The 26,152-nt window shown below is 37.0% G+C and carries 26 protein-coding genes; 25 read left to right on the plus strand and 1 reads right to left on the minus strand.

From position 1 onward, the window contains the following. The 25 genes from ACE38V_RS02965 to ACE38V_RS03085 form a co-directional block, all read left to right on the plus strand. Positions 1-514, plus strand: a 514-nt coding sequence (locus ACE38V_RS02965; RefSeq protein ID WP_375839668.1) for a transposase, incomplete at its 5' end; no start/stop codon positions are given. A gap of 813 nt (positions 515-1,327) precedes the next feature. Continuing rightward, positions 1,328-2,698, plus strand: a complete 1,371-nt coding sequence (locus ACE38V_RS02970) for an NfeD family protein (RefSeq protein WP_375839669.1) — start codon at positions 1,328-1,330, stop codon at positions 2,696-2,698. Beyond that, positions 2,695-3,681, plus strand: a complete 987-nt coding sequence (gene floA / locus ACE38V_RS02975; protein WP_375839670.1) for a flotillin-like protein FloA — start codon at positions 2,695-2,697, stop codon at positions 3,679-3,681. The genes ACE38V_RS02970 and floA overlap by 4 nt, the downstream gene beginning before the upstream one ends. 45 nt (positions 3,682-3,726) lie before the next feature. Further along, positions 3,727-4,248 carry a hypothetical protein gene (locus ACE38V_RS02980; protein ID WP_375839671.1) on the plus strand — a complete coding sequence of 174 codons (522 nt, stop codon included), beginning with the start codon at positions 3,727-3,729 and terminating at the stop codon, positions 4,246-4,248. 86 nt (positions 4,249-4,334) lie between these two features. Further along, complete coding sequence (gene yqfC, locus ACE38V_RS02985) at positions 4,335-4,619, plus strand: sporulation protein YqfC (protein WP_375839672.1); 285 nt, start codon at positions 4,335-4,337, stop codon at positions 4,617-4,619. Positions 4,620-4,662: 43 nt separating this feature from the next. Continuing rightward, complete coding sequence (gene yqfD, locus ACE38V_RS02990; RefSeq protein ID WP_375839673.1) at positions 4,663-5,856, plus strand: sporulation protein YqfD; 1,194 nt, start codon at positions 4,663-4,665, stop codon at positions 5,854-5,856. Continuing rightward, a complete protein-coding gene (locus ACE38V_RS02995; RefSeq protein ID WP_375839674.1) occupies positions 5,853-6,815 on the plus strand; it encodes a PhoH family protein in 963 nt (320 codons plus the stop codon). The genes yqfD and ACE38V_RS02995 overlap by 4 nt, the downstream gene beginning before the upstream one ends. A gap of 240 nt (positions 6,816-7,055) precedes the next feature. Then, positions 7,056-9,221, plus strand: coding sequence for an HD family phosphohydrolase (locus ACE38V_RS03000; RefSeq protein WP_375839675.1), 2,166 nt, complete (start codon positions 7,056-7,058; stop codon positions 9,219-9,221). Next, entirely contained in the window at positions 9,218-9,688 is a 471-nt protein-coding gene (gene ybeY, locus ACE38V_RS03005; protein WP_375839676.1) for an rRNA maturation RNase YbeY, read from the plus strand. Before ACE38V_RS03000 ends, ybeY begins: the two co-directional genes overlap by 4 nt. Further along, positions 9,666-10,049: a diacylglycerol kinase family protein gene (locus tag ACE38V_RS03010; RefSeq protein ID WP_375839677.1), complete on the plus strand. Its 384-nt coding sequence runs from the start codon at positions 9,666-9,668 to the stop codon at positions 10,047-10,049. Before ybeY ends, ACE38V_RS03010 begins: the two co-directional genes overlap by 23 nt. 286 nt (positions 10,050-10,335) lie before the next feature. Beyond that, positions 10,336-10,734 carry a cytidine deaminase gene (locus tag ACE38V_RS03015; protein WP_375839678.1) on the plus strand — a complete coding sequence of 133 codons (399 nt, stop codon included), beginning with the start codon at positions 10,336-10,338 and terminating at the stop codon, positions 10,732-10,734. Then, entirely contained in the window at positions 10,727-11,650 is a 924-nt protein-coding gene (gene era / locus ACE38V_RS03020; protein WP_375839679.1) for a GTPase Era, read from the plus strand. Before ACE38V_RS03015 ends, era begins: the two co-directional genes overlap by 8 nt. A 153-nt stretch (positions 11,651-11,803) precedes the next feature. Next, positions 11,804-11,947 carry a YqzL family protein gene (locus ACE38V_RS03025; RefSeq protein WP_375839680.1) on the plus strand — a complete coding sequence of 48 codons (144 nt, stop codon included), beginning with the start codon at positions 11,804-11,806 and terminating at the stop codon, positions 11,945-11,947. A 31-nt stretch (positions 11,948-11,978) separates the two neighbouring features. After that, positions 11,979-12,728 (plus strand): DNA repair protein RecO, encoded by a 750-nt coding sequence (recO, locus tag ACE38V_RS03030; protein WP_375839681.1) that lies wholly within the window; start codon positions 11,979-11,981, stop codon positions 12,726-12,728. A 362-nt stretch (positions 12,729-13,090) separates the two neighbouring features. Then, positions 13,091-13,981, plus strand: coding sequence for a glycine--tRNA ligase subunit alpha (gene glyQ, locus ACE38V_RS03035; protein WP_375839682.1), 891 nt, complete (start codon positions 13,091-13,093; stop codon positions 13,979-13,981). Next, positions 13,974-16,046 (plus strand): glycine--tRNA ligase subunit beta, encoded by a 2,073-nt coding sequence (glyS, locus tag ACE38V_RS03040; protein WP_375839683.1) that lies wholly within the window; start codon positions 13,974-13,976, stop codon positions 16,044-16,046. The genes glyQ and glyS overlap by 8 nt, the downstream gene beginning before the upstream one ends. 395 nt (positions 16,047-16,441) lie before the next feature. Continuing rightward, positions 16,442-17,089 (plus strand): transcriptional regulator CcpN, encoded by a 648-nt coding sequence (ccpN, locus tag ACE38V_RS03045; protein ID WP_375839684.1) that lies wholly within the window; start codon positions 16,442-16,444, stop codon positions 17,087-17,089. A gap of 24 nt (positions 17,090-17,113) precedes the next feature. Further along, the gene (locus ACE38V_RS03050) at positions 17,114-17,926 is read left to right on the plus strand and encodes a pyruvate, water dikinase regulatory protein (protein ID WP_375839685.1); all 813 of its coding nucleotides are present in this window, start codon (positions 17,114-17,116) and stop codon (positions 17,924-17,926) included. A gap of 324 nt (positions 17,927-18,250) precedes the next feature. Further along, a complete protein-coding gene (locus ACE38V_RS03055; RefSeq protein ID WP_375839686.1) occupies positions 18,251-18,730 on the plus strand; it encodes a YaiI/YqxD family protein in 480 nt (159 codons plus the stop codon). A gap of 40 nt (positions 18,731-18,770) precedes the next feature. After that, the gene (gene dnaG / locus ACE38V_RS03060; protein ID WP_375839687.1) at positions 18,771-20,588 is read left to right on the plus strand and encodes a DNA primase; all 1,818 of its coding nucleotides are present in this window, start codon (positions 18,771-18,773) and stop codon (positions 20,586-20,588) included. Positions 20,589-20,630: 42 nt separating this feature from the next. Then, entirely contained in the window at positions 20,631-21,758 is a 1,128-nt protein-coding gene (gene rpoD, locus ACE38V_RS03065) for an RNA polymerase sigma factor RpoD (protein ID WP_375839688.1), read from the plus strand. Between the two features lie 162 nt (positions 21,759-21,920). Continuing rightward, positions 21,921-22,448, plus strand: coding sequence for a hypothetical protein (locus ACE38V_RS03070; RefSeq protein WP_375839689.1), 528 nt, complete (start codon positions 21,921-21,923; stop codon positions 22,446-22,448). A 220-nt stretch (positions 22,449-22,668) separates the two neighbouring features. Then, positions 22,669-23,031 (plus strand): cytochrome c550, encoded by a 363-nt coding sequence (cccA, locus tag ACE38V_RS03075; protein WP_375839690.1) that lies wholly within the window; start codon positions 22,669-22,671, stop codon positions 23,029-23,031. Positions 23,032-23,183: 152 nt separating this feature from the next. After that, on the plus strand, positions 23,184-23,915 hold the full coding sequence (locus tag ACE38V_RS03080; RefSeq protein WP_375839691.1) for a tRNA (adenine(22)-N(1))-methyltransferase: 732 nt from the start codon (positions 23,184-23,186) through the stop codon (positions 23,913-23,915). Beyond that, a complete protein-coding gene (locus ACE38V_RS03085; RefSeq protein ID WP_375839692.1) occupies positions 23,893-25,008 on the plus strand; it encodes a Nif3-like dinuclear metal center hexameric protein in 1,116 nt (371 codons plus the stop codon). The genes ACE38V_RS03080 and ACE38V_RS03085 overlap by 23 nt, the downstream gene beginning before the upstream one ends. 38 nt (positions 25,009-25,046) lie before the next feature. Here ACE38V_RS03085 and ACE38V_RS03090 read toward each other — a convergent pair whose 3' ends face one another. Next, positions 25,047-25,991 carry a 4-hydroxy-3-methylbut-2-enyl diphosphate reductase gene (locus ACE38V_RS03090; RefSeq protein ID WP_375839693.1) on the minus strand — a complete coding sequence of 315 codons (945 nt, stop codon included), beginning with the start codon at positions 25,989-25,991 and terminating at the stop codon, positions 25,047-25,049. Positions 25,992-26,152 lie beyond the last annotated feature (161 nt).

The following is a 26,152-nucleotide window of genomic DNA, read 5'->3' on the forward strand; positions in this document are numbered from 1 at the left end:
TTTATTAGCTCAATACTTTCTCCTGCAGGAAGAGATCGAGAATGTATGGAGCGAAATCAAAAAACTTCTTAATGGGATCCCTGGGGTCAAAGAAATGATAGCGATTAAAGGGGTCGGAGAAATAACGGTGGCAAGTTTTTTTGCGGAAATCGGGGATTTAAGCAAGTATACGCATCCTGAACAAATCATCAAATTAGCAGGGCTAAATTTAAGGCTGGCTACGTCAGGCAAATGGAAGGGACAAACAATCATCACCAAGAGGGGAAGGCCAAAGCTTAGAGCTTTACTGTTTAAAGTCGTCCTGCCCCTGATAGCTCAGAATCCGGCCTTCAAAGCCTTGCATCAGTATTTTATTACGAGGAATGAAAACCCTTTGAAAAAGAAACAGTCTATCATTGCCCTGTGTTGCAAGTTAATCCGTATTCTCTTTACAGTTGGAAAAAAACAAGTGGAGTTCAACCCGGTCAGGATGATGAATGATATCCCGCATTTTAGCCTGCCAAAAGCTGCATAGGCAAGGTACAGTCAGGAAATGAAGCAATATATGAGGGCCAGGCAGCTACCATGCCCCCATCCTAGGTAAGTTCTGAAAGTTGTATTTTAGGAGTAAATGTCAAACGGAAAGCCGCTTTAGTTAAAAATATAAAAGTGTTAAGTAAACGTTAGGATCAGGGATTCAATAATAAAGACTAAGACATCAGAAGCTAGGAGCAGTAGGCAAGCATTTATACTATTGGGCTATGACCCCGCAAGAAAGCATCGCCGACCCCGCTTCATGGATAGGCAGAACGAAGGAATGTATGCGCGTATCAGTGATATGACGCCGTGAGAAATGGGAGGGTGTGCCGCCATGAATATTGTGGGATCCAACAGCGACCATATTATTCAAATATTCCCTTTTTATGGAAAAGTTGAAGAAGAGGGCATATTTAAGCACGCCCTCCTCCACCAAAAGAATATTACTTTCTGACTATACACGATGAAAACAGTCATATAAAATTTAAAAAACTGAGAAAAACGGAGAAAACGCGAGAAAATCGTTACTTTTATGAGGGAGTATAAATTGGCAGCAATGATGAAAATTCGACGTAGAAGCCAATTTTAGGAATTAAGTATAAGTGCACAAAGGGAGGCTTCCGAGAGACGCTTCGCAGCCGAAAAAAGTGCTTTTCTTTTTTCGGTGAACTACGCCTCTGTCTTCGCCTGAAGGCTCGCCAATCGACGAGTTTTCTTTATCTGGATTTTTTTCTAATCATGTTTTATTCCTGATGCTTAATTGATATGATGGAAATGAAACTTTTATTAACTTTCATCCGTAACATGGAATATGAACGATGAAAGGAGGAATAAGGTGAGGATTAGAAATTTATTTATTTGCATAGCATTTTTTCTTCCCCTTTTCATTGGCCTCTTTCCTTTTGATAGCACGGCTTCTAATCGCGATATTGTCTATGTGGTTCCTGTGGAAGATACAGTGGAAAAGGGTCTCTATGCCTTTTTAAATCGCGCCGTTAAAACGGCAGAAGAAGAGCATGCCTCAAGTATTATTTTTGAATTAAATACACCTGGTGGTGCTGTAGATGCTGCAGGGCAAATTGGAAAGTTGCTGTCATCTACTAAGGTAAAGACCATTTCTTTTGTGAATAAACAAGCGCTATCAGCTGGTGCCTATATTGCCTTAAACACAGATGAAATATATATGGCAAGTGGTGCAACCATGGGTTCAGCTGCTATCATTGATCAGGAAGGGAATACCGCGGACAAAAAAGCTGAATCGTATTGGCTTGCTGCGATGCAAAGTGCTGCTAAACAAAATGGAAGAAATCCCATTTATGCCCTTGCAATGGCAGATGAGGATGTTGATTTACCAAAGTTAGGGGCCCCAAAGGGAAAATTATTGACCCTAACATCTGATCAAGCAGTGGAAGTACATTATTCTGAGGGAACATATCCCAATTTAGATTCCTTACTTCAACATCTTGGTTATGCCCATGCCGATATTCGTCATTTGGATGAAAGCTTTGCTGAGAAATTAGCGCGATTTATCACAAATCCTGTAGTCATTCCGATTCTTCTTACAATTGGAAGCCTAGGGCTCGTTTTAGAACTGTTCTCGCCAGGCTTTGGTATTCCTGGAATTATAGGAATATCTTCCCTTTTACTCTTTTTCTATGGTCATCTTATCGCCGGACTTGCAGGGTATGAAACCATTATTCTCTTTGTACTGGGGATTGGGCTGGTTATCTTAGAATTTTTTGTTCCAGGTGGTATTACAGGCTTATTAGGGTTAGCTGCTATTATTACAAGTTTCTTTCTGGCAGCAGATAATGCTGTCCATATGGCCATTTCGTTGCTGATTGCAATTGGAGTATCCATTTTTGTTTCAATACTAATGGTAAAGGTGTTTGGTAGAAAAATGAAGCTCTTTAAGAAGATTATCTTAACCGACTCGACCAATACTGAAAAAGGATATGTCTCAAATCGAAATCGAACAGATTTACTTGGATTAGAAGGCTATGCCCTTACTGTACTGAGACCAGCGGGAACAATTGTAATAGGTGATGAGAGAATTGATGTTGTCAGTGAAGGTGAGTTTATCCAAAAATCAGCTAAAGTAAAAGTGATAAAAGTGGAAGGTGCGCGTATCGTTGTAAGAGAAATATCTGCAAATCAAACAAATGAGGAGGACAATAGATGATAACAGCTGGTACTGCATTATTATTAATTGCGATTGTTGTTGGTATTATTTTATTAGCTATATTATTTACATTTGTTCCTGTTATGCTATGGGTTTCAGCTTTAGCGGCAGGTGTAAGAGTTTCAATCTTTACCTTAATTGGAATGAGGTTACGTCGGGTTATTCCAAGTCGAGTAATCAATCCCTTAATTAAAGCACATAAAGCAGGTCTTAATGTTACGACGAATCAATTAGAAAGTCATTACCTTGCTGGAGGTAATGTAGATCGAGTTGTGAATGCTTTAATAGCTGCTCATCGGGCAAACATTGAATTAACCTTTGAACGTTGTGCTGCGATTGATTTGGCGGGTCGTGATGTATTACAAGCTGTACAAATGAGTGTAAATCCCAAGGTTATTGAAACGCCATTTATTGCTGGTGTGGCCATGGATGGTATCGAAATGAAAGCGAAAGCAAGAATCACTGTTCGGGCTAATATAGATCGGTTAGTCGGAGGTGCGGGCGAGGAAACCGTCGTGGCTCGTGTCGGAGAAGGAATTGTATCGACAATTGGATCATCAGCAGATCATAAAAAGGTTTTAGAAAATCCAGATATGATTTCCCAAACCGTTTTATCCAAAGGATTGGATGCAGGTACTGCTTTTGAAATTCTGTCCATTGATATCGCCGATGTCGATATCGGTAAAAACATTGGTGCGATGTTGCAAACAGACCAAGCGGAAGCGGATAAGAAAATTGCTCAAGCTAAGGCAGAGGAACGTCGTGCTATGGCTGTTGCTAAAGAGCAAGAAATGAAAGCGCAAGTGGAAGAAATGAGAGCGAAGGTTGTGGAAGCGGAGGCAACAGTACCATTAGCCATGGCAGAGGCGCTTCGTTCAGGAAAAATTGGTGTGATGGATTATATGAATTTCCAAAATATTTCCGCAGATACCGATATGCGGGATTCCATTGGGAAAATGAATGATGATCATAATACGAAATAAAGACCGATCATTATCGAATTGCTCTTTGAAGGGAGTGCTTTTCTCGTGAAATATCTATTTGAGAATCCTTTTATCATTATCGTGATTATTGGGATTATATCCTCTTTGTTCAAAAAGGAAAAAGATCAGAAAAAAAAAGCTCCAATCAAAGGGCGTTCATCTAGGCAAACAAAAGCATTCCCAACGCAAAAATCATGGCAGACTCCTAGGTCAAATGGGAATCCATTTAATAAACCATTAATGCGGTCAGAAATGCCTGAGCAGCAACATAGGGAAATAAAGCCATTTGAGCAAAAGAGAACAATTGAATCTTCGATGAATGATCTTGCATCTCAATATGAAGAGGTAAAACAAGAAGCCATTTCACAAATTGAGGAATTAAACAAACAAAAAGCACAAATGGAACAACAGGTTGCAAAAATCAAAGCCATAAATGTTGAGAAAAAATCTAATTCAATCAATCAAGCGAAATTAGAAAATAAACTACGCGATGCCGTCATTTGGTCAGAAATTCTTGGACCCCCTCGTGCAAAGAAATCTCATCGGAGTTTTACGAGAAATCCGTAGATTTTTAATATGAGGGTTGATAAAAAAGAAGTGCTAGAACCCATTTTTATCTCATAAACATGAGATGAAAGGGGGTTCTTTTTTTTATGGCAAAAAAGTGGGGGCAACGAGTCCGCAACTGGATGACCAAGCAAATGGATCTACCTCAAGATGTCATGATGGATTTACCCCGCATTACGATGATTGGACAAATTCATATCTATATTGAGAACCACAGGGGGTTAATCGCGTTCTCTGACAAAGAATTACGTCTGCTCCTTAAACAGGGACAGCTTTTAATAAAGGGAAAAACATTTGTAATCAAAACGATATTACCTGATGAAATTCTATTAGAAGGGAAAATCGATCAGGTTTTATTTTTAAATGATTAGTTTGTGGAGTTATAAGATAAAAAGAATCATTCAGGAGGAAAAAATGAAGAATCAGTGGATTTTGTTTTTTTCTGGAATTGTTGCGGTTAAGGTATCGGGGAATGGGATAGAGCGTCTCATCAATAAGTGCATCAGGAGTGGAATATATATTTGGAATGTCAAACGGCATGGTACGCATGCGGTTACATTGAAAATCGGTCTTCAGGATGTGCATAAATTAAGACATGCGGCAAGGGACTCGGATTGTAAAATTGAGTTCCTGCGCCGAAGCGGAGTTCCTTTCCTATTGAAAAGATTAATGAAGAATGGCGGGTTTCTTGCCGGAGCTATTTTGTTTCTATTTATTATTTTTATTTTGTCGAATATGGTTTGGGGAATCGAAATTAAAGGGGCTAATCCGGCAACGGAATATAAAATCCGCAAAGAATTAGATAAAATGGGCGTGAAAGTTGGACAACTTCAATTTTTTATTAATAATGTGGAAGGAATACAAAGCGAACTCACCAATCAAATTGATGAAATTACTTGGGTTGGTGTTGAATTAAAGGGGACAACTTATTCCTTAAAAGTTGTGGAAAAAAATGAACCGAAAAAGCCAAAGCAGGTAGATAGACAAAATTTAGTTGCGAAAAAGAAAGCTGTCATTGTTGATATGTTTGTCGAGGAAGGACAACCAATGGTAGAAGTCAATCAGCATGTCAAGAAAGGACAGTTATTAGTTTCTGGTGTCATAGGGAAGGAAGGGGAAACAAAGGAAGTCCCGGCAAAGGGGAAGGTTTATGGAGAGACTTGGTATAAAACAGAGGTAGAGCTCCCTCTTGAAACCACCTTCCAGGTGTTTAATGGAAAGGAAAAAAGAAAGCATTATCTTAAATTAGGGAAATGGCAAGTTCCAATTTGGGGCTTTGGGAAATTGGAATTTAACCAATATGAAACAGAAGTGAATGAGAAGAAGGTTCGTTTCTTAAAATGGCAGATTCCGATTTCATACACGGAAAAAACCTTTCGTGAAAGGGAGAAAGTGGAAAGAAGCTATTCCAAAAAGGAAGCTGTAAACATTGCGAAAGAAATGGCACGCAAAGATATAAAAAGCCATTTGTCTGAAGATGCTATAATTAAAGGTGAAAATGTTTTGCAACAATCTTTTGAGAATGGTAAAGTTAAGTTATCAATCCATTTCCAAATTATTGAGAATATTGCAGTGGGACAACCGATAATTCAAGGAGACTCAGAATGACAGATGATTTAATCACAATTAACGTACAATTAGAAAATCATAATGAAGCCATTAATTTATTAGGAAATTCGGATACAAATGTGAAGATGATTGAACAAGAGTTAGGGGTTTCAATCGTCACTCGCGGTGAACAAATTCTTGTATCCGGTGATCAAGAAAAAGTGGAGATGGTTAGCCAAATCATCCACAAGTTGCTTCAAGTAATTCGTAAGGGCATTAATATAAGCGGTAGAGATGTCATTTATGCTATCCAATTAGCCAAAAAAGGGACATTAGATTATTTTATCGATATATATGAGGAAGAAATCGCAAAGAACGCTAAGGGCAAATCCATACGTGTAAAAACACTTGGTCAGCAACAATATTTAACAGCTATGAGGAAGAATGATCTTGTATTTGGAATTGGACCAGCAGGAACAGGAAAAACCTATTTAGCGGTCGTTATGGCTGTAAATGCCCTTAAAAACGGCCAGGTGAAGCGGATCATTTTAACCCGTCCAGCTGTGGAGGCAGGTGAAAGTCTCGGCTTTTTACCTGGAGATTTAAAGGAAAAAGTTGATCCGTATCTTCGACCTTTATATGATGCACTGCATGATATTTTAGGAACAGAACAGACTGGTCGATTAATTGAAAGAGGAACGATTGAAATAGCTCCCCTAGCCTATATGCGCGGAAGGACACTTGATGATGCCTTCGTTATTCTAGATGAAGCACAAAATACAACACATGCCCAGATGAAAATGTTCTTAACAAGACTTGGGTTTGGTTCTAAAATGATCATTACAGGAGATCAAACGCAAATAGATTTACCGAAAGGAATCCATTCTGGTTTGATAGAGGCTGAGAAGGTATTAGCGAATGTGAAAGGAATTTCGTTTGTTTTTTTAGAACAAAGCGATGTTGTTCGTCACCCTCTCGTTAGCAAAATTGTGCAGGCATACGATAAAAGTGGTCAATAAAGCCGTTCGGGACTTCCGGACGGTTTTTTTTACAATCTGGTTGAATAAATATCCTTATATAGCATTTTCTTACGAGAAAAGCGCACCTGAGTTGGTTAAATATCCCTATTCACATTGAAAATTTGTAACTTATTAAGGGAAAAAGGTGAAACTTGAATAAAAAACTGTTATCATTTTACATATTATAATAATTTTAATCGCTTATCTTGTTTAAGTTAAAACAGGATAGGAGGGAGAATAATGGAAAAATTTCAAAATCAATTATCGAAGCTTAGAAATTTACTCGATATCACTTTTTTCAGAATATTGTTGTTTTTGATTTTAGGAATGATTTTATATGCATCCATGTATAACAATGTGAAGCCAGAAAAAATGAACATCAAATTGTTTTCTGTTGCTAATCAGACCATTCGCTCCCCGATTACGATTGAGGATAAAGAAAGTACGGAAAGAAAGAAAAAAGAAGCAGAGGATCAAATTCAGGATGTATACGTCCTGAATAAAGAAATTGCCGAAAATCGTGTAGATTTAATTAAATCAATTTTTGACGCATCTACTGAAGTTAAGGAGGATATAAAGGATAGTCAGGAAAAGGCAGTAAAAGAAGACGCCTCCAATTTTAAAATGCCGACTTTAAAAGAGCAAGTCGATTTAATGAAAGCAAAGCTGACCGAAGGTGTCACAGAGGATGTATCGGATGAGGTTTTTGCTGCTCTTTTGCAAGCATCAGATCCAACTGTACAAAGTGCCAGCGATTTAACGGTTACTGCCATAAATAATGTTATGACTAGCCGTATTCCTGCGAACCAGGTGGAAAACGCCAAAAAGCGTGTCGAGGAAGAATTAAAGTTTACCAATTTAGATAGCAATGTCAAAAAGGCCGCTATTGAATTAGGGCGCTTTGCCATTTTGCAAAATGAATTTTATGATTCAGTGACCACGAAGGAGCGCCGCCAGCAGGCAGTTGAAGCTGTAGAACCGGTTAAAATTCTTCAAGGCCAAATCATCGTTGAAGAAAATCAGCTAATCAGCCGGGACATATACAGACAGCTGAAGCTTGTCGGATTTTTAGATAATCAGATTGCGATCCAGCCATTTGTCGGACTTGGATTGTTAATTTTGATCATCCTCTCTGTTCTCTATTATTACTTTTTTGAGACGAAGGAGGACCGGGAAGCTAAGCAAAATCATTTACTTCTCTTTAGTTTAATTTTTATAATCAATATTTTGTTTATGAAGGCAATAAGTCTTCTGCAACAATTTGATTATGCTGAGATTGGCTATATTTTCCCGGTTGCTCTAGGTGCTATGCTAATTAGAATTCTGATAGATGAAAGATTGGCTCTTCAATTTACCATTATATTGTCCCTTTGTGGCTGCGTGATGTTTAATGAAGGGATTACGGGTAATTTAAATGTTAATGTTGGAATTTATATTATTTGTGGTGGTATTGCTGGTATATTATTTTTAAGGAAGCAGAATCAGCGTTCCAAAATCTTACGCGCAGGTTTATTTGTATCTGTCATTAATCTCATCGTCATTTTTTCCTTAATCTTTTTGAAAAATGGCCATTTAGATATTAGTGATTTTATTTTTTACCTAGTTGCAGCTCTTATTTCCGGAGCTATTTCTGCGGTCTTAACGATTGGATTATTGCCGTTTTTTGAAGCGGGATTTGGGATTTTATCTACGATGCGGTTAATCGAGCTTTCGAATCCTAATCATCCCTTATTAAGAAAAATTTTGATGGAAGCCCCTGGAACCTATCATCATAGTGTGATGGTTGCGAATCTTGCGGAATCTGCTTGTGAAGCAATTGGCGCAAATGGATTATTGGCAAGAGTGGGATGCTATTATCACGATATTGGGAAAACTAAACGGCCACAGTTTTTCATTGAAAATCAAATGAATATTGAAAATCCACATGACCGCCTTCCTCCACAAACAAGCAAAGATATTATTTTAGCCCATGTGAAGGATGGAGTGGAAACCTTAAAAAGGTATAAAATGCCAAAGGAAATCATGGATATTGCCGAGCAACATCATGGAACGACCTTAATTAAATTTTTCTATTACAAAGCAAAAGAAAAGAATGCCGATGTGAAGGAAGATGAGTATCGCTATTCTGGACCTAAACCACAGACGAAGGAAAATGCGATTATTGGAATTGCTGATAGCGTGGAAGCAGCTGTTCGTTCCATGAGACAACCAACACCGGAGCAAATCGAAAATTTAGTGAAATCGATTATATCTGACCGTTTGTCTGATGGACAATTGAATGAATGCAATTTGACATTAAGTGAGCTTGAAACAGTTGCTAACACATTATGTGATACGCTTAAGGGGATTTTTCATTCACGAATCGAGTATCCTGAAATGAATAAACAGAAGGTGAAACAAGCATGAAATTAGAAATTGATTTTTTAGATGAAACAAATGAAGTAAGTGAGGACGTTATTTCAACCATTCAAAAAATATTAAACTTTGCTGCTGAAAAGGAAAATGTTGAATCTGGAAGTGAGGTATCTGTTACCTTCGTTACGAACGAACGCATCCAAGAAATTAATCGGGAATATCGGGATAAAAACCAGCCGACAGATGTTATTTCCTTTGCATTAGAGGAAATGGGTCAAGGAGAAACAGAGCTTCATGGACCAGATATGCCAAGGATTCTCGGGGATATCATAATTTCAGTTGAACGGGCCCATGAGCAAGCTGAAGAATATGGACATTCCTCTTTACGGGAACTTGGATTTTTGGCAGTGCATGGTTTTTTACACCTATTAGGATATGATCATATGACAGAAGAAGATGAAACGATTATGTTCGGAAAACAAAGGGAAATATTAGATGAATTCGGACTTAAACGATAAATATAGACCTAAAAGTCGGACCGTAATCTCCACTTTTCAGCATGCGACCTGCGGAATTCTCTTGGCTATTAAAAAAGAGAGAAATATGAAAATACATGTATTTTTTGCTCTAGCCGTTATTTGTCTAGGTTGGTGGACTTCCTTAACGAAAATAGAATGGCTATTTGTAATTTTTGCCATTGGCGGAATGATTTCATTAGAATTATTGAATACGGCAATTGAAAGAGTGGTTGATTTAGTTACTGAGGAATTTCATCCGCTAGCGAAACAAGCAAAAGATATCGCAGCAGGAGCTGTGTTCGCATATGCTATTCTTTCAGTAATCGTGGGGCTACTAATTTTTTGGCCAAAGCTCTTTTAATCTGTTTGAATTAGCGGAAGGATCAACTTTTTAATTAAAGTTGATCTTTTTTTAGGGACTTAAAAACAAATGAAAATGCGTTTAGCAATAAGCTTCTACTATAAGCGAATTGAAAACGGTCATGAATAAGGGTAAAATGACTAAGCACCCTTAAAAGAGAAAAAGTATATTTTTTGAAAATTCAATTTTTTATTACGTTTTTGCTACAAACGATGAAATTTACAAAGAAATCATGTAAAATGGATTACAGGGGCACCAGTCTCGAAGTTGGAAGGGAAAGATTGTTGTGGACGAAAATATGCTTATTAACGAAGCAAAATTAGCAAGAGAAAAGGCATATGTTCCTTACTCGAAATTTAAGGTTGGAGCAGCATTATTAACCGATGATGGGAAAGTTTATCATGGGTGTAATATTGAAAATGCAGCCTTTAGTATGTCAAATTGTGCGGAAAGAACCGCCCTCTTCAAAGCAGTCTCTGAGGGAGACCGTAAGTTTAAATTGCTTACAGTAATTGCAGATACAGACGGGCCTGTTGCACCTTGTGGAGCATGCAGACAGGTCATTTCAGAACTATGCCCAAAAGATATGAAAGTGATTTTAGCCAATCTGAAGGGCGAAACGAAACAATTAACAGTCGCAGAATTGCTGCCAGGCGCATTTTCACCGGAGGACTTATATGAATAAAGAAACAATGAAAACAAAAACATTTAAATCAGGATTTGTCTCCATTATTGGAAGGCCAAATGTAGGAAAATCCACTTTCCTAAACCGAGTCATTGGTCAAAAAATAGCAATCATGAGTGATAAGCCGCAAACAACAAGAAACAAGGTACAGGGTGTGCTGACTACTGATGATTCACAAATGATTTTTATCGATACACCAGGAATTCATAAGCCAAAGCATAAGCTTGGTGATTTCATGATGAAGGTAGCACAAAATACACTAAAAGAAGTGGATGCTGTCTTGTTTATGGTCAATGCTGAGGAAGGATATGGACGTGGAGAAGAATTTATTATCGAAAAGTTCAAGTCGCTTAAAACTCCTGTCTTCCTTGTCATTAACAAGATCGATAAAGTCCATCCAGATGACCTGCTTTCCATCATTGAATCTTATAAAGAAAAATATGATTTTTCAGAAGTAGTCCCCATTTCTGCATTAGAGGGAAATAATGTGGATCGTCTTCTTGAACAAATTAAGCAATACATGCCTGAGGGTCCACAATATTATCCAGCTGACCAAGTAACGGATCATCCTGAACGCTTTATTATTTCAGAGTTGATACGTGAAAAGGCATTACATTTAACAAGAGAGGAAATTCCTCATTCATTGGCTGTAGTGATCGACAAAATTGAACGCTTAGAAGAGAAAGACGTCATTCATATAATGGCAACTGTTATTGTCGAAAGGGATTCACAAAAAGGTATTATTATTGGTAAACAAGGGAGCATGCTGAAAGAAATTGGGAAAAGAGCAAGAGTGGATATAGAGAATCTTCTAGGTTCTAAAGTGTTCTTAGAGTTATGGGTGAAAGTGCAAAAAGATTGGCGCAATAAATTATCACAACTAAGAGATTTTGGCTTCCGTGAGGATGAGTATTAGTCATGCCCTTTTTACAATATTATCAAGCAGAATCATTTATGCATGTTTTTTGTTAACAATATTTACGTCTCATGAATTTTGGAAGAAAGGCAATGATAAATATAGGTTTTGGGATATAAATCGCTAGTTAAAAATTGAAAGGTGGGGTTTTCAATGTTGGAATTTACCTGGAAGGTATTCTCACAAACAGGTAATATTGACACATATCTTCTCTTTAAGGAATTAGAGAAGGAGAATCAAGAAATACCCGGAAATCAGAATGAAGAGCTAGCAGATGCAGATTTTCCCATCTCTTAGGTTTGTCACTTCTTGGGGATGGTGACACGAATTGTTACAGAAATGTGAAGGTATTGTCATTAGGACGACTGATTATGGTGAAACGAATAAAGTCGTTACTTTTTATACACGTGAGTGGGGGAAAATTGGTGTAATGGCTCGTGGTGCAAAAAAGCCAAATAGCAGGCTTTCAGCCATTACCCAACCCTTTACATATGGTCAGTTTTTAGTTCAGAAAGGAAGCGGCTTAGGGGGATTACAGCAAGGAGAATTAATTTCTTCCTATCGCCATATCAGAGAGGATATTTTTCTTACGGCCTACACAAGCTATATAGTTGAATTACTTGATAAAAGTACGGATGAAAAGAAACCTAATCCATTTTTGTTTGAATTAATTCAACAAACATTGAATTATATCAACGAAGGCTATGATCCGGAAATTCTTACTCATATTTTTGAAATGAAGATTTTAAATGTCCTTGGACTTTATCCCATTTTGGATAAATGTGCGATTTGTGGAAGAACAGATGGCAGATTCGCCTTTTCTTTTAGAGAAGGTGGCTTTATTTGTGATCACTGTTTTGATAAGGATCCTTATCATTTGAAAATTACTCCGGCTACAGTAAAGCTATTAAGAGTATTTTATTATTTTGATTTATCACGACTTGGAAATATCTCTGTTAAACCGGAAACGAAAGCTGAATTGAAAAAAGTTATTTCAACTTACTATGATGAATATTCGGGATTAAGTCTAAAGTCAAAAAGGTTTCTAAAGCAGATGGAACAGTTAAACAATCAATAGTGAACTATTGACAATCATACGGATGTTCGATAAAATTCAAAAAAATACTTCTTGCAATGAGAGAAAAGAGTACTTAATTATATCTATAAAAGCGAACCTAGGATGGTGCGAGCTAGGGTATGGAGGGTTAAGGAAGGAATTCTTGAGCATATTGGCCTTTGGGCCTATTAAAGAGGCTGCATTTTGACTAGATCTAGTCAGCAGCAAATAGGGTGGAACCGCGGGTAAACTCTCGTCCCTATGCGATTTAAGCATAGGGAGGGGAGTTTTTTTGTTGAATCAGCAATCTAGATGAAAATAGCCTTGCTGAAATCTTGCGTGTGTGATTAATCTGATTTAGTAAAATTTTACGGAGGTGTCAAATGAATATTCAAAACATGATTTTAACTTTACAAAAGCATTGGTCTGAACAAGGCTGTATTTTAATGCAAGCATATGATGTGGAAAAAGGAGCAGGGACTATGAGCCCATATACATTCCTTCGTGCGATTGGTCCAGAACCATGGAATGTGGCCTATGTTGAGCCTTCCAGAAGACCAGCGGATGGGCGCTATGGAGAAAATCCAAATCGTCTATATCAACATCATCAATTTCAGGTAATTATGAAACCATCACCAGATAATATTCAGGATTTATATCTTGATTCTTTACGTGCTTTAGGAATCAATCCTCTAGAGCATGACATTCGCTTTGTTGAAGATAACTGGGAAAACCCATCTCTTGGCTGTGCAGGCCTTGGTTGGGAAGTTTGGTTAAATGGAATGGAGATTACGCAGTTTACTTATTTTCAGCAAGTAGGTGGATTAGAATGTAAGCCGGTTTCTGTGGAAATTACATATGGAATCGAGCGACTGGCTTCTTATATTCAAGATAAGGATAATGTATTTGATCTAGAATGGGCGACTGGATTTACCGTTCGGGACATTTTCGGACAACCAGAGTATGAGCATTCTAAGTATACTTTTGAAACTTCTGATCTAGAGATGCTTTTCAATCTATTTAACATTTATGAAAAAGAAGCACATAGACAAATGGAGGAAGGACTTGTTCATCCGGCCTATGATTATGTGTTGAAATGCTCTCATGTATTTAATCTTCTTGATGCAAGAGGAGCGATTTCTGTTACAGAAAGAACAGGTTATATTGGCCGATGCCGGACGCTTGCAAGAAAGGTAGCCAAAACATTTTATGAAGAACGTGAGAAATTAGGTTTTCCCATTTTGAAAGCTAAGGAGGAGCAAAGCCATGAGTAAGCATGAGTTATTATTAGAAATTGGCCTTGAGGAAATGCCTGCACGGTTTGTTACCAATTCTATAAATCAGTTAACCGAAAAATTGGAAACATGGCTGCGTGAAAATAAGATAGGATTTGGTGAGATTCAATCCTTTTCAACTCCACGTCGACTTGCTGTTTTTATTCAGGACATTGCTGAATCACAAGAAGATATTCATGAAGAAGCAAAGGGCCCTGCCAAAAAAATCGCTCTTGATGAAAAGGGTGAATGGACCAAGGCAGCACAAGGATTTTGCCGTGGCCAAGGAATGAGTGTAGAGGATATTTATTTCAAAGAAATTAACGGCGTCGAATATGCTCATGTACAGAAATTTATCCAAGGACAAGCAACAAAATTATTGCTTTCTGATTTGCAAACCATTATAACGAGCTTGACCTTCCCGAAAAATATGAGATGGGCGGACAAAGATTTAAGATATATACGTCCAATTAAATGGATCGTTGCTATGTTTGACCAAGAAGTGATTCCATTTACAATTGCCGGTGTGGAAACGAGTAACTGGACATTAGGACATCGTTTCTTAGGTAAGAAAATAGTCATTGACCGACCTGCTGATTATGAGAAATTGCTCTTAGGTCAATACGTCATGGCGAATGCGGAGGAAAGAAAAAAAGCCATTTTGTCTCAATTAGATAAGCTTCAGGAAGAGAACAATTGGCTCATACCAATCGATGAAGAATTACTAGAGGAAGTCAATAATCTTGTTGAATATCCAACTGTACTTTTTGGCCATTTTGAAGAAGAATTTCTTGATATCCCGGAATCAGTGCTAATTACCTCAATGAAAGAGCATCAACGCTATTTCCCGGTAAAATCCAAGGATGGAGACTTACTACCATACTTTGTAACGGTTAGAAATGGTGATCATCATCATTTAGATACAGTTGCACGCGGGAATGAAAAAGTATTAAGAGCAAGACTAGCAGATGCAGCCTTCTTCTATAAAGAGGACCAAAAAATTGAAATTAATACTGCTTTAGCTAGACTTGAAAATATTGTGTACCATGATGAAATTGGTACTCTTTCTTCAAAAGTTCAACGCGTTCGGGAATTAACAAATCGAATCACAAATATGTTAAATTTTAGTGTGGAGAATAAAGCAGCAGCAAATCGTGCAGCTGAGATCTGCAAATTTGATTTAGTTACGAACATGGTATACGAATTTCCAGAACTGCAAGGTTTTATGGGAGAAAGATATGCCTTGCAAAAAGGGGAAACAAACATAGTGGCTAAGGCAATCAATGAGCATTATATGCCAAGAAATGCTGATGATGATACGCCAGCAAGCGATGTCGGGGCAGCCCTTTCAATTGCTGATAAATTGGACACCATTGCTTCCTTCTTTGCGATTGGAATGATTCCAAGCGGCTCACAAGATCCATATGCATTAAGACGGCAGGCAACAGGAATCGTTCAAACGCTACTCCATAAAGAATGGAATGTGAAAATAGAAGATTTAGTTGAAGAATCCTTGCGGCTAATTGTGTCAGCTGGATTTGCGAAAAAGGAAAAAGCGGAATTAACAGATGAAATCCTTTCATTCTTAAAGCTAAGAGTTAAATATGTTCTTCAAGAATGCTCTATCCGCTATGACATTATAGAGGCTGTTTTAACAAATGAAGTGGGGATCATCTCTTCTTTAGTAAGAAAGGCAGAAGTTTTAGATAAGAATAAGGATCAAAATGGCTTTAAAGAAAGTATTGAGGCATTAAGCAGGGTTCTAAGTATTTCTTCAAAGGCTGAAAATGAGGGAGAAGTCAATCCAAAATTATTTGAAAGTAACGATGAGTTTGAGCTATACAATAAATATTTAGCTGTTAAGGTTTTATTGTCTCAAGCGATTACGGAAGAAGATTACTTTGATTTGCTCATTTCGATGAAAGATGAAATAAATCAATACTTTGATCATACGATGGTTATGGCTGAGGATGAAAAGCTCCGCGAAAATCGCCTGAATTTAATGGTGAAGATTTCACAGATGATTAAGCAATTTGCTAATGTAAAAGAAATTATCGTAAAATAAATTTCTGATAAGAAGAAATGATGGACGGTGAGAGCAAGAGGATGGAGTAAGAATGCTTGTCCTCCATCATTTTCTTTTTCATAGTAAATGAAATGCTGAATTCGCAAAGATTGTTGTTTCTTCGGAAAGATTTGATTTTAATCTCTCATCGTGGGGTTTTGGTTCGGACTCGATTTCTAGGAATTCGATCAAGCTGTCCGAAATCAGTTACTAGCTAATAATTTATTCCTGAAAACAAAGTTTACGAAAAGAGCCAAATGAATAATGGTGCTACATTGAACTTTTCAGAATGTATAAATAAGAAAAAAAGAGTGGAACATAATATCTTGCCTTTTTCAATTTGAATAAAAAGTATATAATATTTTTATAAAAGTATAGCATTATTTGGCTTTTAAATGGTATTACAGGTGGTGAGACCAATAGAACTTAATAAAAGGCAAGAACAAATATTGCAAATTGTCAAAGAAAATGGGCCAATAACTGGAGAACATATTGCTGAAAGGCTTCATTTAACAAGAGCCACTTTACGACCAGATCTTGCGATATTAACAATGGCAGGTTATTTAGACGCAAGACCACGTGTGGGATATTTTTATACAGGAAAGTCTGGTGTACAATTAATCACAGAAAAATTACAAAAGCTTTCTGTTGGTAATTATCAATCAATTCCAGTAGTGATCAATGAAAGTATCTCTGTATACGATGCTATTTGTACCATGTTTTTAGAAGATGTTGGTACTTTATTTGTGGTGGATAAGCAAACGAAATTAGTAGGAGTATTGTCTCGAAAGGATTTATTGCGAGCAAGCATAGGAAATCAGGAACTTACCACTCTTCCTGTTAATATAATTATGACTAGGATGCCTAATATTACGATGTGTAAAAAGGAAGATTCATTAATCGAAATCGCCAAACTATTAATTGAAAAACAAATTGATGCATTGCCAGTTGTGAAAGAAACAAATAACGGCTTCGAAGTTGTGGGAAGAATAACAAAAACAAATTTGACAAAAGCCTTTCTTGAGCTTGGTAGTAATCAATAAGAATAAGAGAGGAGATGGTAAAAATTGGGGAAAATTCCAATAATATATGTAGTGTCCGATTCTGTTGGAGAGACAGCAGAATTAGTAACAAAAGCAGCGATAAGTCAATTTCCTTTAAATGATGTAACCATTAAAAGGTTTCCATATGTTGAAGATCAATCGAATATAAATGAAGTGATTTCACTTGTGAAAATGGATCACGGTATGATTGCCTATACATTGGTAAAACCAGATATTCGTTCATACATGCGTGAAAAAGCTGAAAAAGAAAATATCCATGCCATTGATATCATCGGGCCTCTAATGGACCAAATTCAGTCAATATGTAAGCAAACACCACTATTTGAACCTGGGTTAGTCAGGAAGCTGGATGATGAATATTTTAAAAAGGTCGAAGCAATAGAATTTGCTGTTAAATATGATGATGGCAGAGACCCACGTGGGATTTTAAAAGCTGATATTGTTCTTGTTGGAGTATCACGCACTTCAAAAACACCATTGTCACAATATTTAGCTCTTAAGCGGTTGAAGGTTGCAAACGTCCCTTTAGTACCAGAGGTTGACCCTCCAGAAGAACTCTTCCAAGTACCTGCAGAAAAATGCTTTGGTCTTAAGATAAGTCCTGATAAATTAAATCAAATACGTCGGGAAAGATTGATTTCTTTAGGATTAAACGATCAAGCAAGTTATGCCAATTTAGAAAGAATTAAAACAGAGATGACCTATTTTGAAAAAATCACTTCAAAAATAGGCTGTAAAGTCGTTGATGTGACGAATAAAGCAGTTGAAGAGACAGCTAATATTATTTTAGGCTACTATTATCAGAAAAGAATATAAAGAAACGGGTCTGATTTCATTCTTCCGTACATATACAGCTATAAGTAGCTGTATATTCGAGTTAGAAATAGTCAGATCCGTTTTTTAGTGAACTCTGATACTTATACTTATAATATTTTTTTGGGATTTTTAAGATGTAGTATTGGAAAAAGTCGCTTTTATGTACTATAATAAAAAATTGTGATAAAAATATTACTTTTTAGGTTTAGACTTCCTACTGAACGAATAAACTATTAATTGTCAGAAGTCAAGAATACTTCCCAAAAAAAATTCGACATGAATAGTTTTGCAAAAGTTGAAGAATTAAAGAAGGAATATGCAAAAGTGTGTAGAATTACTAGTACATTAGGAAAACCAAGGATTATCGTTGATGCCGATTCTTGTCCGGTTAAAGAGGAAATTGTCGAAATTTCCGAGAGATTTTCCTTAGAAGTTATTTTTGTTGCCTCGTATAACCATGTTATGAATGATTTAACGCATGGTACTTGGAAATTTGTTGATCCAAGTAAAGAAGCCGCTGATTTATTCATTATGAATAAAGCTAATGCTTTTGATATTGTGGTCACTCAAGATATTGGTTTAGCTTCCATCCTTTTACCGATGAAGGTTAAAGTATTATCTCCAAGGGGAGAATGGTACTTAGAAACACAGATTGAAACAGCTTTAGACCTCAGGTACCTTTCTGCGAAAGCTAGACAACAGGGCAAATATGGGAAAGGTCCAAAGCCTTTTACAAAGGATCATAGGGCAAAATTTAAACAAGAATTATCAAAAATTTTGTCGGAATATGAAGGAAATTTGTAATTTATCTAGAATACCTCATAAGTAAAATGGAGTTGTTCTCATGACAGAGCGCATCGCCGAAGAGAAATTAAACCAAATCCGGCAAGCTGCTGATATAGTTGATGTTATCTCTGACTACGTTCAACTTAAAAAGCAGGGCCGAAATTATTTTGGACTTTGTCCGTTTCATGGAGAAAACACACCATCATTTTCCGTTTCACCCGATAAGCAAATTTACCATTGTTTTGGGTGTGGAGCAGGAGGAAATGTGTTTTCCTTTTTAATGGAGCTCGAAGGTGTTTCTTTTCAAGAGGCAGCGTTAAAGCTTGCCAAGAAAGCAAATATTGATTTAGAAATTCATACTCCGATAGGCAACAAAGGAAAATCCATCCCAAAAGATACTCAAATGATGCTTGATGCACATGATTTATTACGTAAATTCTACCACCATTTATTAGTAAACACAAAAGATGGTCAACACGCTTTAGAGTATCTGCTAAGTAGAGGTTTTACATTAGACTCAATTGATAAATTCCAAATAGGATATTCATTAAAATCATGGGATTTTATCTATAAGATGTTAATGAAAAGAGGATATGATCCAGAAATTCTTGAAAAAGCAGGATTAATTATCAAGCGTGAAAGGGATGGTAGTTATTTTGATCGCTTTCGTGATCGAATTATGTTTCCAATTTTTGACCATAACGGAGATACGATTGCATTTTCAGGAAGATCCTTAGGGGCGGATGAGCCCAAATATTTAAATAGTCCTGAAACACCAATCTTTAATAAAAGCAAAATTTTATATAATTTTCATCAAGCAAGACCAAGTATTCGTAAATTACAAGAGATTATTCTCTTTGAAGGATTTGCTGATGTAATTGCTGCAAATCGAGCTGGGGTTGAAAATGGAGTTGCCTCAATGGGGACATCATTGACGTCAGATCACGTAGCTATTATTCGTAGAAATGTTCAATCAGTCACAATATGCTATGATTCCGACAATGCTGGGATTGAAGCAGCCTATCGCGCTGGAAATTTACTTTCTGAAACAGGTTGTCGAATTAAAGTGGCCATTATGCCTGATGGAATGGATCCTGATGAATATATAAATAGGTTTGGTGGGGATAAATATAAAGCCGAAGTCATTGACGGAAGCATGACATGGATGTCCTTTAAGCTGTATTATTTTCGCAGAGGGAAAAACTTAAACAATGAAGGAGATCGCCTATTATATATCGAAGAAGTACTTACTGAAATAAGCCATCTTGAAAAGGCTGTGGAGAGAGACCTTTATTTACGGCAATTAGCTACTGAATTTTCTCTTTCGTTGGATGCTTTAAAGGCTCAGCAAAAACAAATTTATTACAATGAAAAACGTAGGAATCAGGGAAAGACCAATTCAGTCCCTAAACAGAGCTTAATTTTTGAAAGAAAAAACAATGCTTTAAAACCTGCTTATCATAATGCTGAACGCTATTTATTAGCACATATGCTCAATAATGCGGATTTGGCTTTTCGTGTTCAGGATATGCTCCAAGGAAATACCTTTAATATTGACGAACATCAGGCGATTTTCACTTATTTGCTTGGTTACTATGCAAAAGGTCTAGTGCCAAATGTAGGTGACTTTTTAAATTATGTTGAAGATCAAAAGCTAAAAAGAATCATCGCTGAAATTGAAATGCTAACGATTAATGAGGATCTGCAGGATCAAGAATTAACCGATTATATAAGACAGGTGTTGAATTATCCAAAGTTGTTAAAGATAAAGGAAAAAGAGGCAGAAGGAAAAGAAGCTGAACGCAGAAAAGATTATAGCCATGCAGCAAAGATTGCTATGGAGATTATTGAATTAAGAAAAGCGATTCATTCTTAATGTATATTTGATGTTTTGTGATTTTTGGAAGGAGGGGTACACATGGCTGAAAAATCGGCCCGTTCAAAAGAGGTTGATTCAGAACTGACCCTAGAACAAGTGAAAGAACAATTAATTGCAGTAGGAAAGAAGACAGGTGTCCTTTCTTATGATGATATTGCTGAAAAATTAGCAAGCTTCGAATTAGATTCTCATCAAATGGATGATTTCTATGAATTTCTCCAAGATCAAGGTGTAGAATTAGTTGGGGATAGTGATGATGATGAAGATCCCAATGCGCATGATTTAGAGAAAAATGAAGAAGCTTTTGATTTAAATGATTTAAGTGTGCCCCCAGGTGTGAAAATTAATGATCCTGTCCGCATGTATCTAAAAGAAATTGGTCGAGTAGATTTATTATCTGCTGAAGAAGAGATCGAGCTTGCAACAAGAATTGAACAAGGTGATGAAGAAGCAAAAAGGCGTTTGGCAGAAGCCAATCTTCGTCTTGTTGTCAGTATTGCCAAACGATATGTTGGCCGTGGAATGTTATTCCTCGATTTAATTCAAGAGGGGAATATGGGATTAATCAAGGCTGTAGAAAAATTTGACTACAGCAAAGGATTTAAATTTAGTACGTATGCTACTTGGTGGATTCGTCAAGCGATTACTCGTGCAATTGCTGACCAAGCAAGAACTATTCGTATACCTGTGCATATGGTTGAAACCATTAACAAGCTCATCCGAGTTCAGCGTCAGTTACTGCAAGACCTTGGACGTGAACCAACTCCTGAAGAAATTGCAGAAGATATGGATTTAACACCAGATAAGGTTAGAGAAATCTTGAAAATTGCTCAAGAGCCGGTTTCTCTTGAAACTCCGATTGGTGAAGAAGATGACTCTCATTTAGGTGATTTTATTGAAGATCAAGATGCAACCTCACCTTCAGAACACGCTGCTTACGAGCTCTTAAAAGAGCAGCTAGAGGATGTACTTGATACATTGACTGATCGTGAAGAAAACGTATTGCGACTTCGTTTTGGCCTAGATGACGGACGTACACGTACACTTGAAGAGGTGGGCAAAGTCTTTGGAGTAACAAGAGAACGTATAAGACAGATTGAAGCAAAAGCCCTGCGTAAGCTTCGTCACCCAAGTAGAAGCAAACGACTAAAAGATTTCTTAGAATAAAAAGATTGCCTTCGAATAGTTTACTTCTTACAATGGAAGTAAACTATTTTTATTTCAAAACCTTTTAGGTGTCGGCGTTTCATCGAGTTTGTCAGAAACCTTAACTGTAAAGTTATGATGACGCTTTCCTTTTTATGGCCATTATAAGGAAGTGACTAAGATATGGACGAAAATCGAAAACAGGTAATAGTAAAAGAAATTTTATACTGGAAAGAATCTAGACTTCTTCCTGAACAATACTGTGATTATTTATTGACACTCTATACAGAAGGAAATCGACCGTTGGATACGGAAAAACGAAAGCCCGAAAGAAAAAGACATAGATTGAGTCTTCTCTTTTTATTGTTGATTCCTTTTGCTGTATTTTTAATATATTTTACTGAATTATCATTTATTTGGCAAATCAGCCTTGAATCCATTTTGGTATTTATAGGATTATTTTCCACTTTTTACTTTTCTAGAAAAGGTTTTTTAAGTCAAATACCACTGGTTGTTTCGGCGTTGATTTTGCTGCTAACATCAGTGGAATTGATTTCACGCGTATTCCCTAATCAAAATACAATTCTTTATTTTATTTTGATTTTAAACTGCTTGTTATGGTTATTTACCGGTAAAATTTTGAAATTAATCTATTTTACTATCTCAGGAGTTCTAGGTATAATCTTAATCATTATTAGTATATTTGTATAATGAAAAATTTTTTGAAATATTTTAATGTTTAGATAATGTTTTTTAAGATAATCATTTTTGTTGATTTGTAGGCCCAATGAACGTATGCTGTTTTTTGTCAATTTTGCGAACATAATGTGACAAAGTTAGCTTTAGGGCTTTTCCTTCTTCTATTTTTAAAGTAAAATAAAAATTGTTTGTAATGATTTTACGGTTGTTCATACATAAGGGAGGTTAAAACATGAATCGAAATCCAATTATTCCGTTTGTTTTAATTATGGTTTTCGGTATAGGGGCAATGTTCCTGCTTTCTTTTAAAGGCTTAGATGATCATCAAGCTCTTTCGAAAGAAAAGAAAGATGGGGGAGAAAAAACTGAACAAGTCGCAACAAAACCAGAGGATATCTACCAAAAAACTTGTCTTGGCTGCCATGGCGATCAATATCAAGGCGGCGTAGGTCCAGCATTAAAAGGTGTTGGCGATCGCTTGTCAAAAGCTGAAATTAAAAAAATGATTACAAAAGGAGGAGTTACCATGCCTCCTAACTTAGTGGCTGAAGATAAGGCGGATGCAATGGTAGATTGGTTAGCAGGTCTGAAATAATTAAAAAACAAATGTAGGCTGGCTCATGAGGGCTTTACACTGTATCTTTACAAAGGATCCAGATGTCAAGCTCTTGTATTGAGCCAGCCTCTTTTTTATACTGATAAGGAAGCCTTGCAGGGTATTTCAATAAAAATAAATGTGGTGAAGCTATGAATACAAGAGAATTATCTTATCGTTTAGAGACGGTTGCTAAATATATTTTAAAGGGTCAAAAATTAGCGGACATTGGTTCCGATCATGCCTATTTGCCTTGCTATGCTGTCTTAACGGGATTGGTTCCTTTTGCCGTGGCTGGGGAGGTCGTAGAGGGTCCTTATTTGTCTGCAAAGTCACATGTGCAGGAGGAGGGGCTATCCAAGCAAATTTCTGTTAGAATGGGTGACGGGCTGGAGGTAATTGAACTAGACGAAGTGGATTGTATGACCATTGCAGGGATGGGCGGAGCCCTTATTGCAAACATTTTGGAAAGTGGAAAGGATAAGATTGTCAATCTCAATAGACTAATTCTTCAGCCTAATATAAGTGCCATTTCCATTCGTCAATGGCTGATTGCTAATGGGTGGCAGTTAATTAACGAAGAAATTATTGAAGAGGATGGGAAAATTTACGAAATATTAGTTGCTGAGCAAGGAGATCCTATGCTTCCTTATAATCAGGAAGAAACAAATAAATCTCTCTTACTTGGACCATTTTTGATGAAGGAGAGAAATTTAGCCTTTCAAAAAAAATGGAGGAGAGAATTGAATAATTGGGAGCGGATTCTAGAAAATCTTAAGAATGCTCAAGCTTCACCTGAAAATAGCCAAAGAAAATTGGAGCTTCAAACCAAGATTCGTTATGTAAAGGAGGTTTTAGCAAATGAAACAAATGAACGGACATGAATTGATTCGGATTTTTGAAGAGTTTTCCCCTAAGAATTTGGCAATGGAAGGGGATAAAATTGGTCTGCAAATTGGCCGATTAAATAAGCCAATCACAAATGTTCTTGTTGCTTTAGATGTACTAGAGGAAGTGGTAGATGAGGCGATACATAAGAATGTGCAATTAATTATTGCCCACCATCCCCTCATTTATCGTCCGCTGCAAAAGCTTTCTACAGATACGACTTACGGAAGAATAATTGAAAAGCTTATTAAACATGATATTGCCGTTTATGCGGCACACACAAATTTGGATGTCGCAAATGGTGGAGTTAATGATCTTCTTGCAGAAGCTTTAGGGCTGAATAATATTGAAGTACTCATTCCTACATATGAAACGAAGCTTAAAAAGTTGGCCGTGTTTGTTCCTGTAAGCCATGCTGAGGCTGTGAAACAAGCAATTGGCAATAGTGGAGCGGGGGCTATCGGAAATTATAGTCATTGCACTTTTTCTGTTCATGGAAAGGGTGAATTTTTACCAGGCGAACAAACAAATCCATATATGGGGAAGCGGGGCATGCTAGAACAAGTTGATGAAGTTAGAATTGAATCGATTTTTCCTGAAAGCCTGCAAAAAAGTATCATTGCGGCCATGCTTAAAGCTCACCCTTATGAAGAGGTTGCCTATGATGTTTATCCTTTAGATAATGATGGAGAAGTTATGGGATTAGGTCGCATTGGTACCATCAATGAAATGACTCTAGAACAATTCGCCCAGCATGTCAAAACCTCCTTGGATGTTAAAGGAGTCAGAGTTGTTGGAAAGCTTTCTGATAAAATCAAAAAGGTCGCGGTATTAGGTGGAGATGGTAATAAATATTACTCTACTGCAAAATTTAAGGGTGCTGATGTTTATGTGACAGGAGATTTATATTATCATGTTGCACATGACGCGATGATGGCGGGTCTTAATATCGTGGATCCCGGCCATAATATAGAAAAGGTGATGAAAATGGGAGTAGCAAATTACTTGCAAAAGCAGTGTATGCAAAAAGGGTATGCTGTAACTATTCTCCCATCTGAAATACACACAGACCCTTTTCAATTTATTTGAGTGAATGGATAGAAAAAACCACCATTTGGTGGTTTTTTCTATTTTGCATTTTTGATTTTAGGTAAGATTTTTTGAAGAGGAACTTTTTTCTCTCTTGTCCATGTAGCCGGATCATTTGCATCAAATTGTTCAAGAAAAGCGATAACCTCTTTTGTTATAGGTGTCGGGGTTGAAGCACCAGAGGTTACGGCAACTGTCTTAGCACTCTTAATCCAGTCAAGCTCTAATTCAGAAATATCGGCAATGCGGTAGGCTGTAGTCTCGGCAATTTCTTTAGAGACTTGAGCTAATCGATTTGAATTATTGCTTTTTGGATCTCCAACGACGATGAGGACATCGGCTTTTCCTGCCTGCTCGGCAACGGCCTCCTGTCTTACCTGCGTGGCTAAACAAATTTCATTATAGAATTCTGCATGAGGGAACTTTTCCTTAAGCAGCTTTACATTATCAGATACATCCCATTGACTCATCGTGGTTTGGTTGGTAATGATAATTTTATCGGCTGTGAGCTGCAAACTTTCTACATCTTCCTTTGTCTCGACAAGATGGACAATATCGGGAGCAACCCCAACAGCACCTTCTGGCTCAGGATGGCCTTTCTTTCCAATATAGATGACCTGATAGCCCTCTTCTTTTTTTTGTAAAATTAAATCATGCGTTTTTGTAACATCTGGACAAGTCGCATCAATCGTTACAAGTCCTTTCTCTTTTGCCAGTTTTTTTACTTCAGGTGAAATACCATGAGCGGTAAAAATAACGGTTCCTGAATCGACTTTTTCCAAAATTTCCTTTCGATTCTTTCCATCTAAGGTGATGATTCCTTCTTCAGCAAAGGCATCCGTAACATGTTTATTATGAACAATCATTCCTAATATATAGATTGGTCTTGGCAAAGATTTATCTAAAGCGGCATTTCGAGCAATCACCATGGCATCAACGACACCATAGCAGTAGCCGCGAGGTGATATCTTTAGAACTTTCATTCCATAATCCTCCTAATAACACGCCTAAGTTTTTTAGGCAAAAATATGAATAAAAGCATCTTGCTCTTAAACTATATTTTTATTATATAAAACTTGTTAGTAGAATACAAAGCGATTAAAGAATGGAAAACGATGAGAAAAGATACAAGAATGCCCGCAAC

The organism is Cytobacillus sp. Hz8, from assembly GCF_042263505.1.
Classification (GTDB): domain Bacteria; phylum Bacillota; class Bacilli; order Bacillales; family Cytobacillaceae; genus Bacillus_BE.

What these genes read in the sequence shown, in the direction of transcription:
- ccpN (WP_375839684.1), top strand. Translation starts at nt 16,442, where the DNA reads ATGGTATTACAGGTGGTGAGACCAATAGAACTTAATAAAAGGCAAGAA.
- ACE38V_RS03000 (WP_375839675.1), top strand. Translation starts at nt 7,056, where the DNA reads ATGGAAAAATTTCAAAATCAATTATCGAAGCTTAGAAATTTACTCGAT.
- ACE38V_RS03025 (WP_375839680.1), top strand. Translation starts at nt 11,804, where the DNA reads ATGTTGGAATTTACCTGGAAGGTATTCTCACAAACAGGTAATATTGAC.
- dnaG (WP_375839687.1), top strand. Translation starts at nt 18,771, where the DNA reads ATGACAGAGCGCATCGCCGAAGAGAAATTAAACCAAATCCGGCAAGCT.
- era (WP_375839679.1), top strand. Translation starts at nt 10,727, where the DNA reads ATGAATAAAGAAACAATGAAAACAAAAACATTTAAATCAGGATTTGTC.
- glyS (WP_375839683.1), top strand. Translation starts at nt 13,974, where the DNA reads ATGAGTAAGCATGAGTTATTATTAGAAATTGGCCTTGAGGAAATGCCT.
- ACE38V_RS03010 (WP_375839677.1), top strand. Translation starts at nt 9,666, where the DNA reads ATGAATTCGGACTTAAACGATAAATATAGACCTAAAAGTCGGACCGTA.
- ACE38V_RS03080 (WP_375839691.1), top strand. Translation starts at nt 23,184, where the DNA reads ATGAATACAAGAGAATTATCTTATCGTTTAGAGACGGTTGCTAAATAT.
- yqfC (WP_375839672.1), top strand. Translation starts at nt 4,335, where the DNA reads ATGGCAAAAAAGTGGGGGCAACGAGTCCGCAACTGGATGACCAAGCAA.
- rpoD (WP_375839688.1), top strand. Translation starts at nt 20,631, where the DNA reads ATGGCTGAAAAATCGGCCCGTTCAAAAGAGGTTGATTCAGAACTGACC.
- ACE38V_RS02995 (WP_375839674.1), top strand. Translation starts at nt 5,853, where the DNA reads ATGACAGATGATTTAATCACAATTAACGTACAATTAGAAAATCATAAT.
- ACE38V_RS03090 (WP_375839693.1), bottom strand. Translation starts at nt 25,991, where the DNA reads ATGAAAGTTCTAAAGATATCACCTCGCGGCTACTGCTATGGTGTCGTT.
- glyQ (WP_375839682.1), top strand. Translation starts at nt 13,091, where the DNA reads ATGAATATTCAAAACATGATTTTAACTTTACAAAAGCATTGGTCTGAA.
- floA (WP_375839670.1), top strand. Translation starts at nt 2,695, where the DNA reads ATGATAACAGCTGGTACTGCATTATTATTAATTGCGATTGTTGTTGGT.
- ACE38V_RS03085 (WP_375839692.1), top strand. Translation starts at nt 23,893, where the DNA reads ATGAAACAAATGAACGGACATGAATTGATTCGGATTTTTGAAGAGTTT.
- ACE38V_RS02970 (WP_375839669.1), top strand. Translation starts at nt 1,328, where the DNA reads ATGAACGATGAAAGGAGGAATAAGGTGAGGATTAGAAATTTATTTATT.
- cccA (WP_375839690.1), top strand. Translation starts at nt 22,669, where the DNA reads ATGAATCGAAATCCAATTATTCCGTTTGTTTTAATTATGGTTTTCGGT.
- yqfD (WP_375839673.1), top strand. Translation starts at nt 4,663, where the DNA reads ATGAAGAATCAGTGGATTTTGTTTTTTTCTGGAATTGTTGCGGTTAAG.
- ybeY (WP_375839676.1), top strand. Translation starts at nt 9,218, where the DNA reads ATGAAATTAGAAATTGATTTTTTAGATGAAACAAATGAAGTAAGTGAG.
- ACE38V_RS03070 (WP_375839689.1), top strand. Translation starts at nt 21,921, where the DNA reads ATGGACGAAAATCGAAAACAGGTAATAGTAAAAGAAATTTTATACTGG.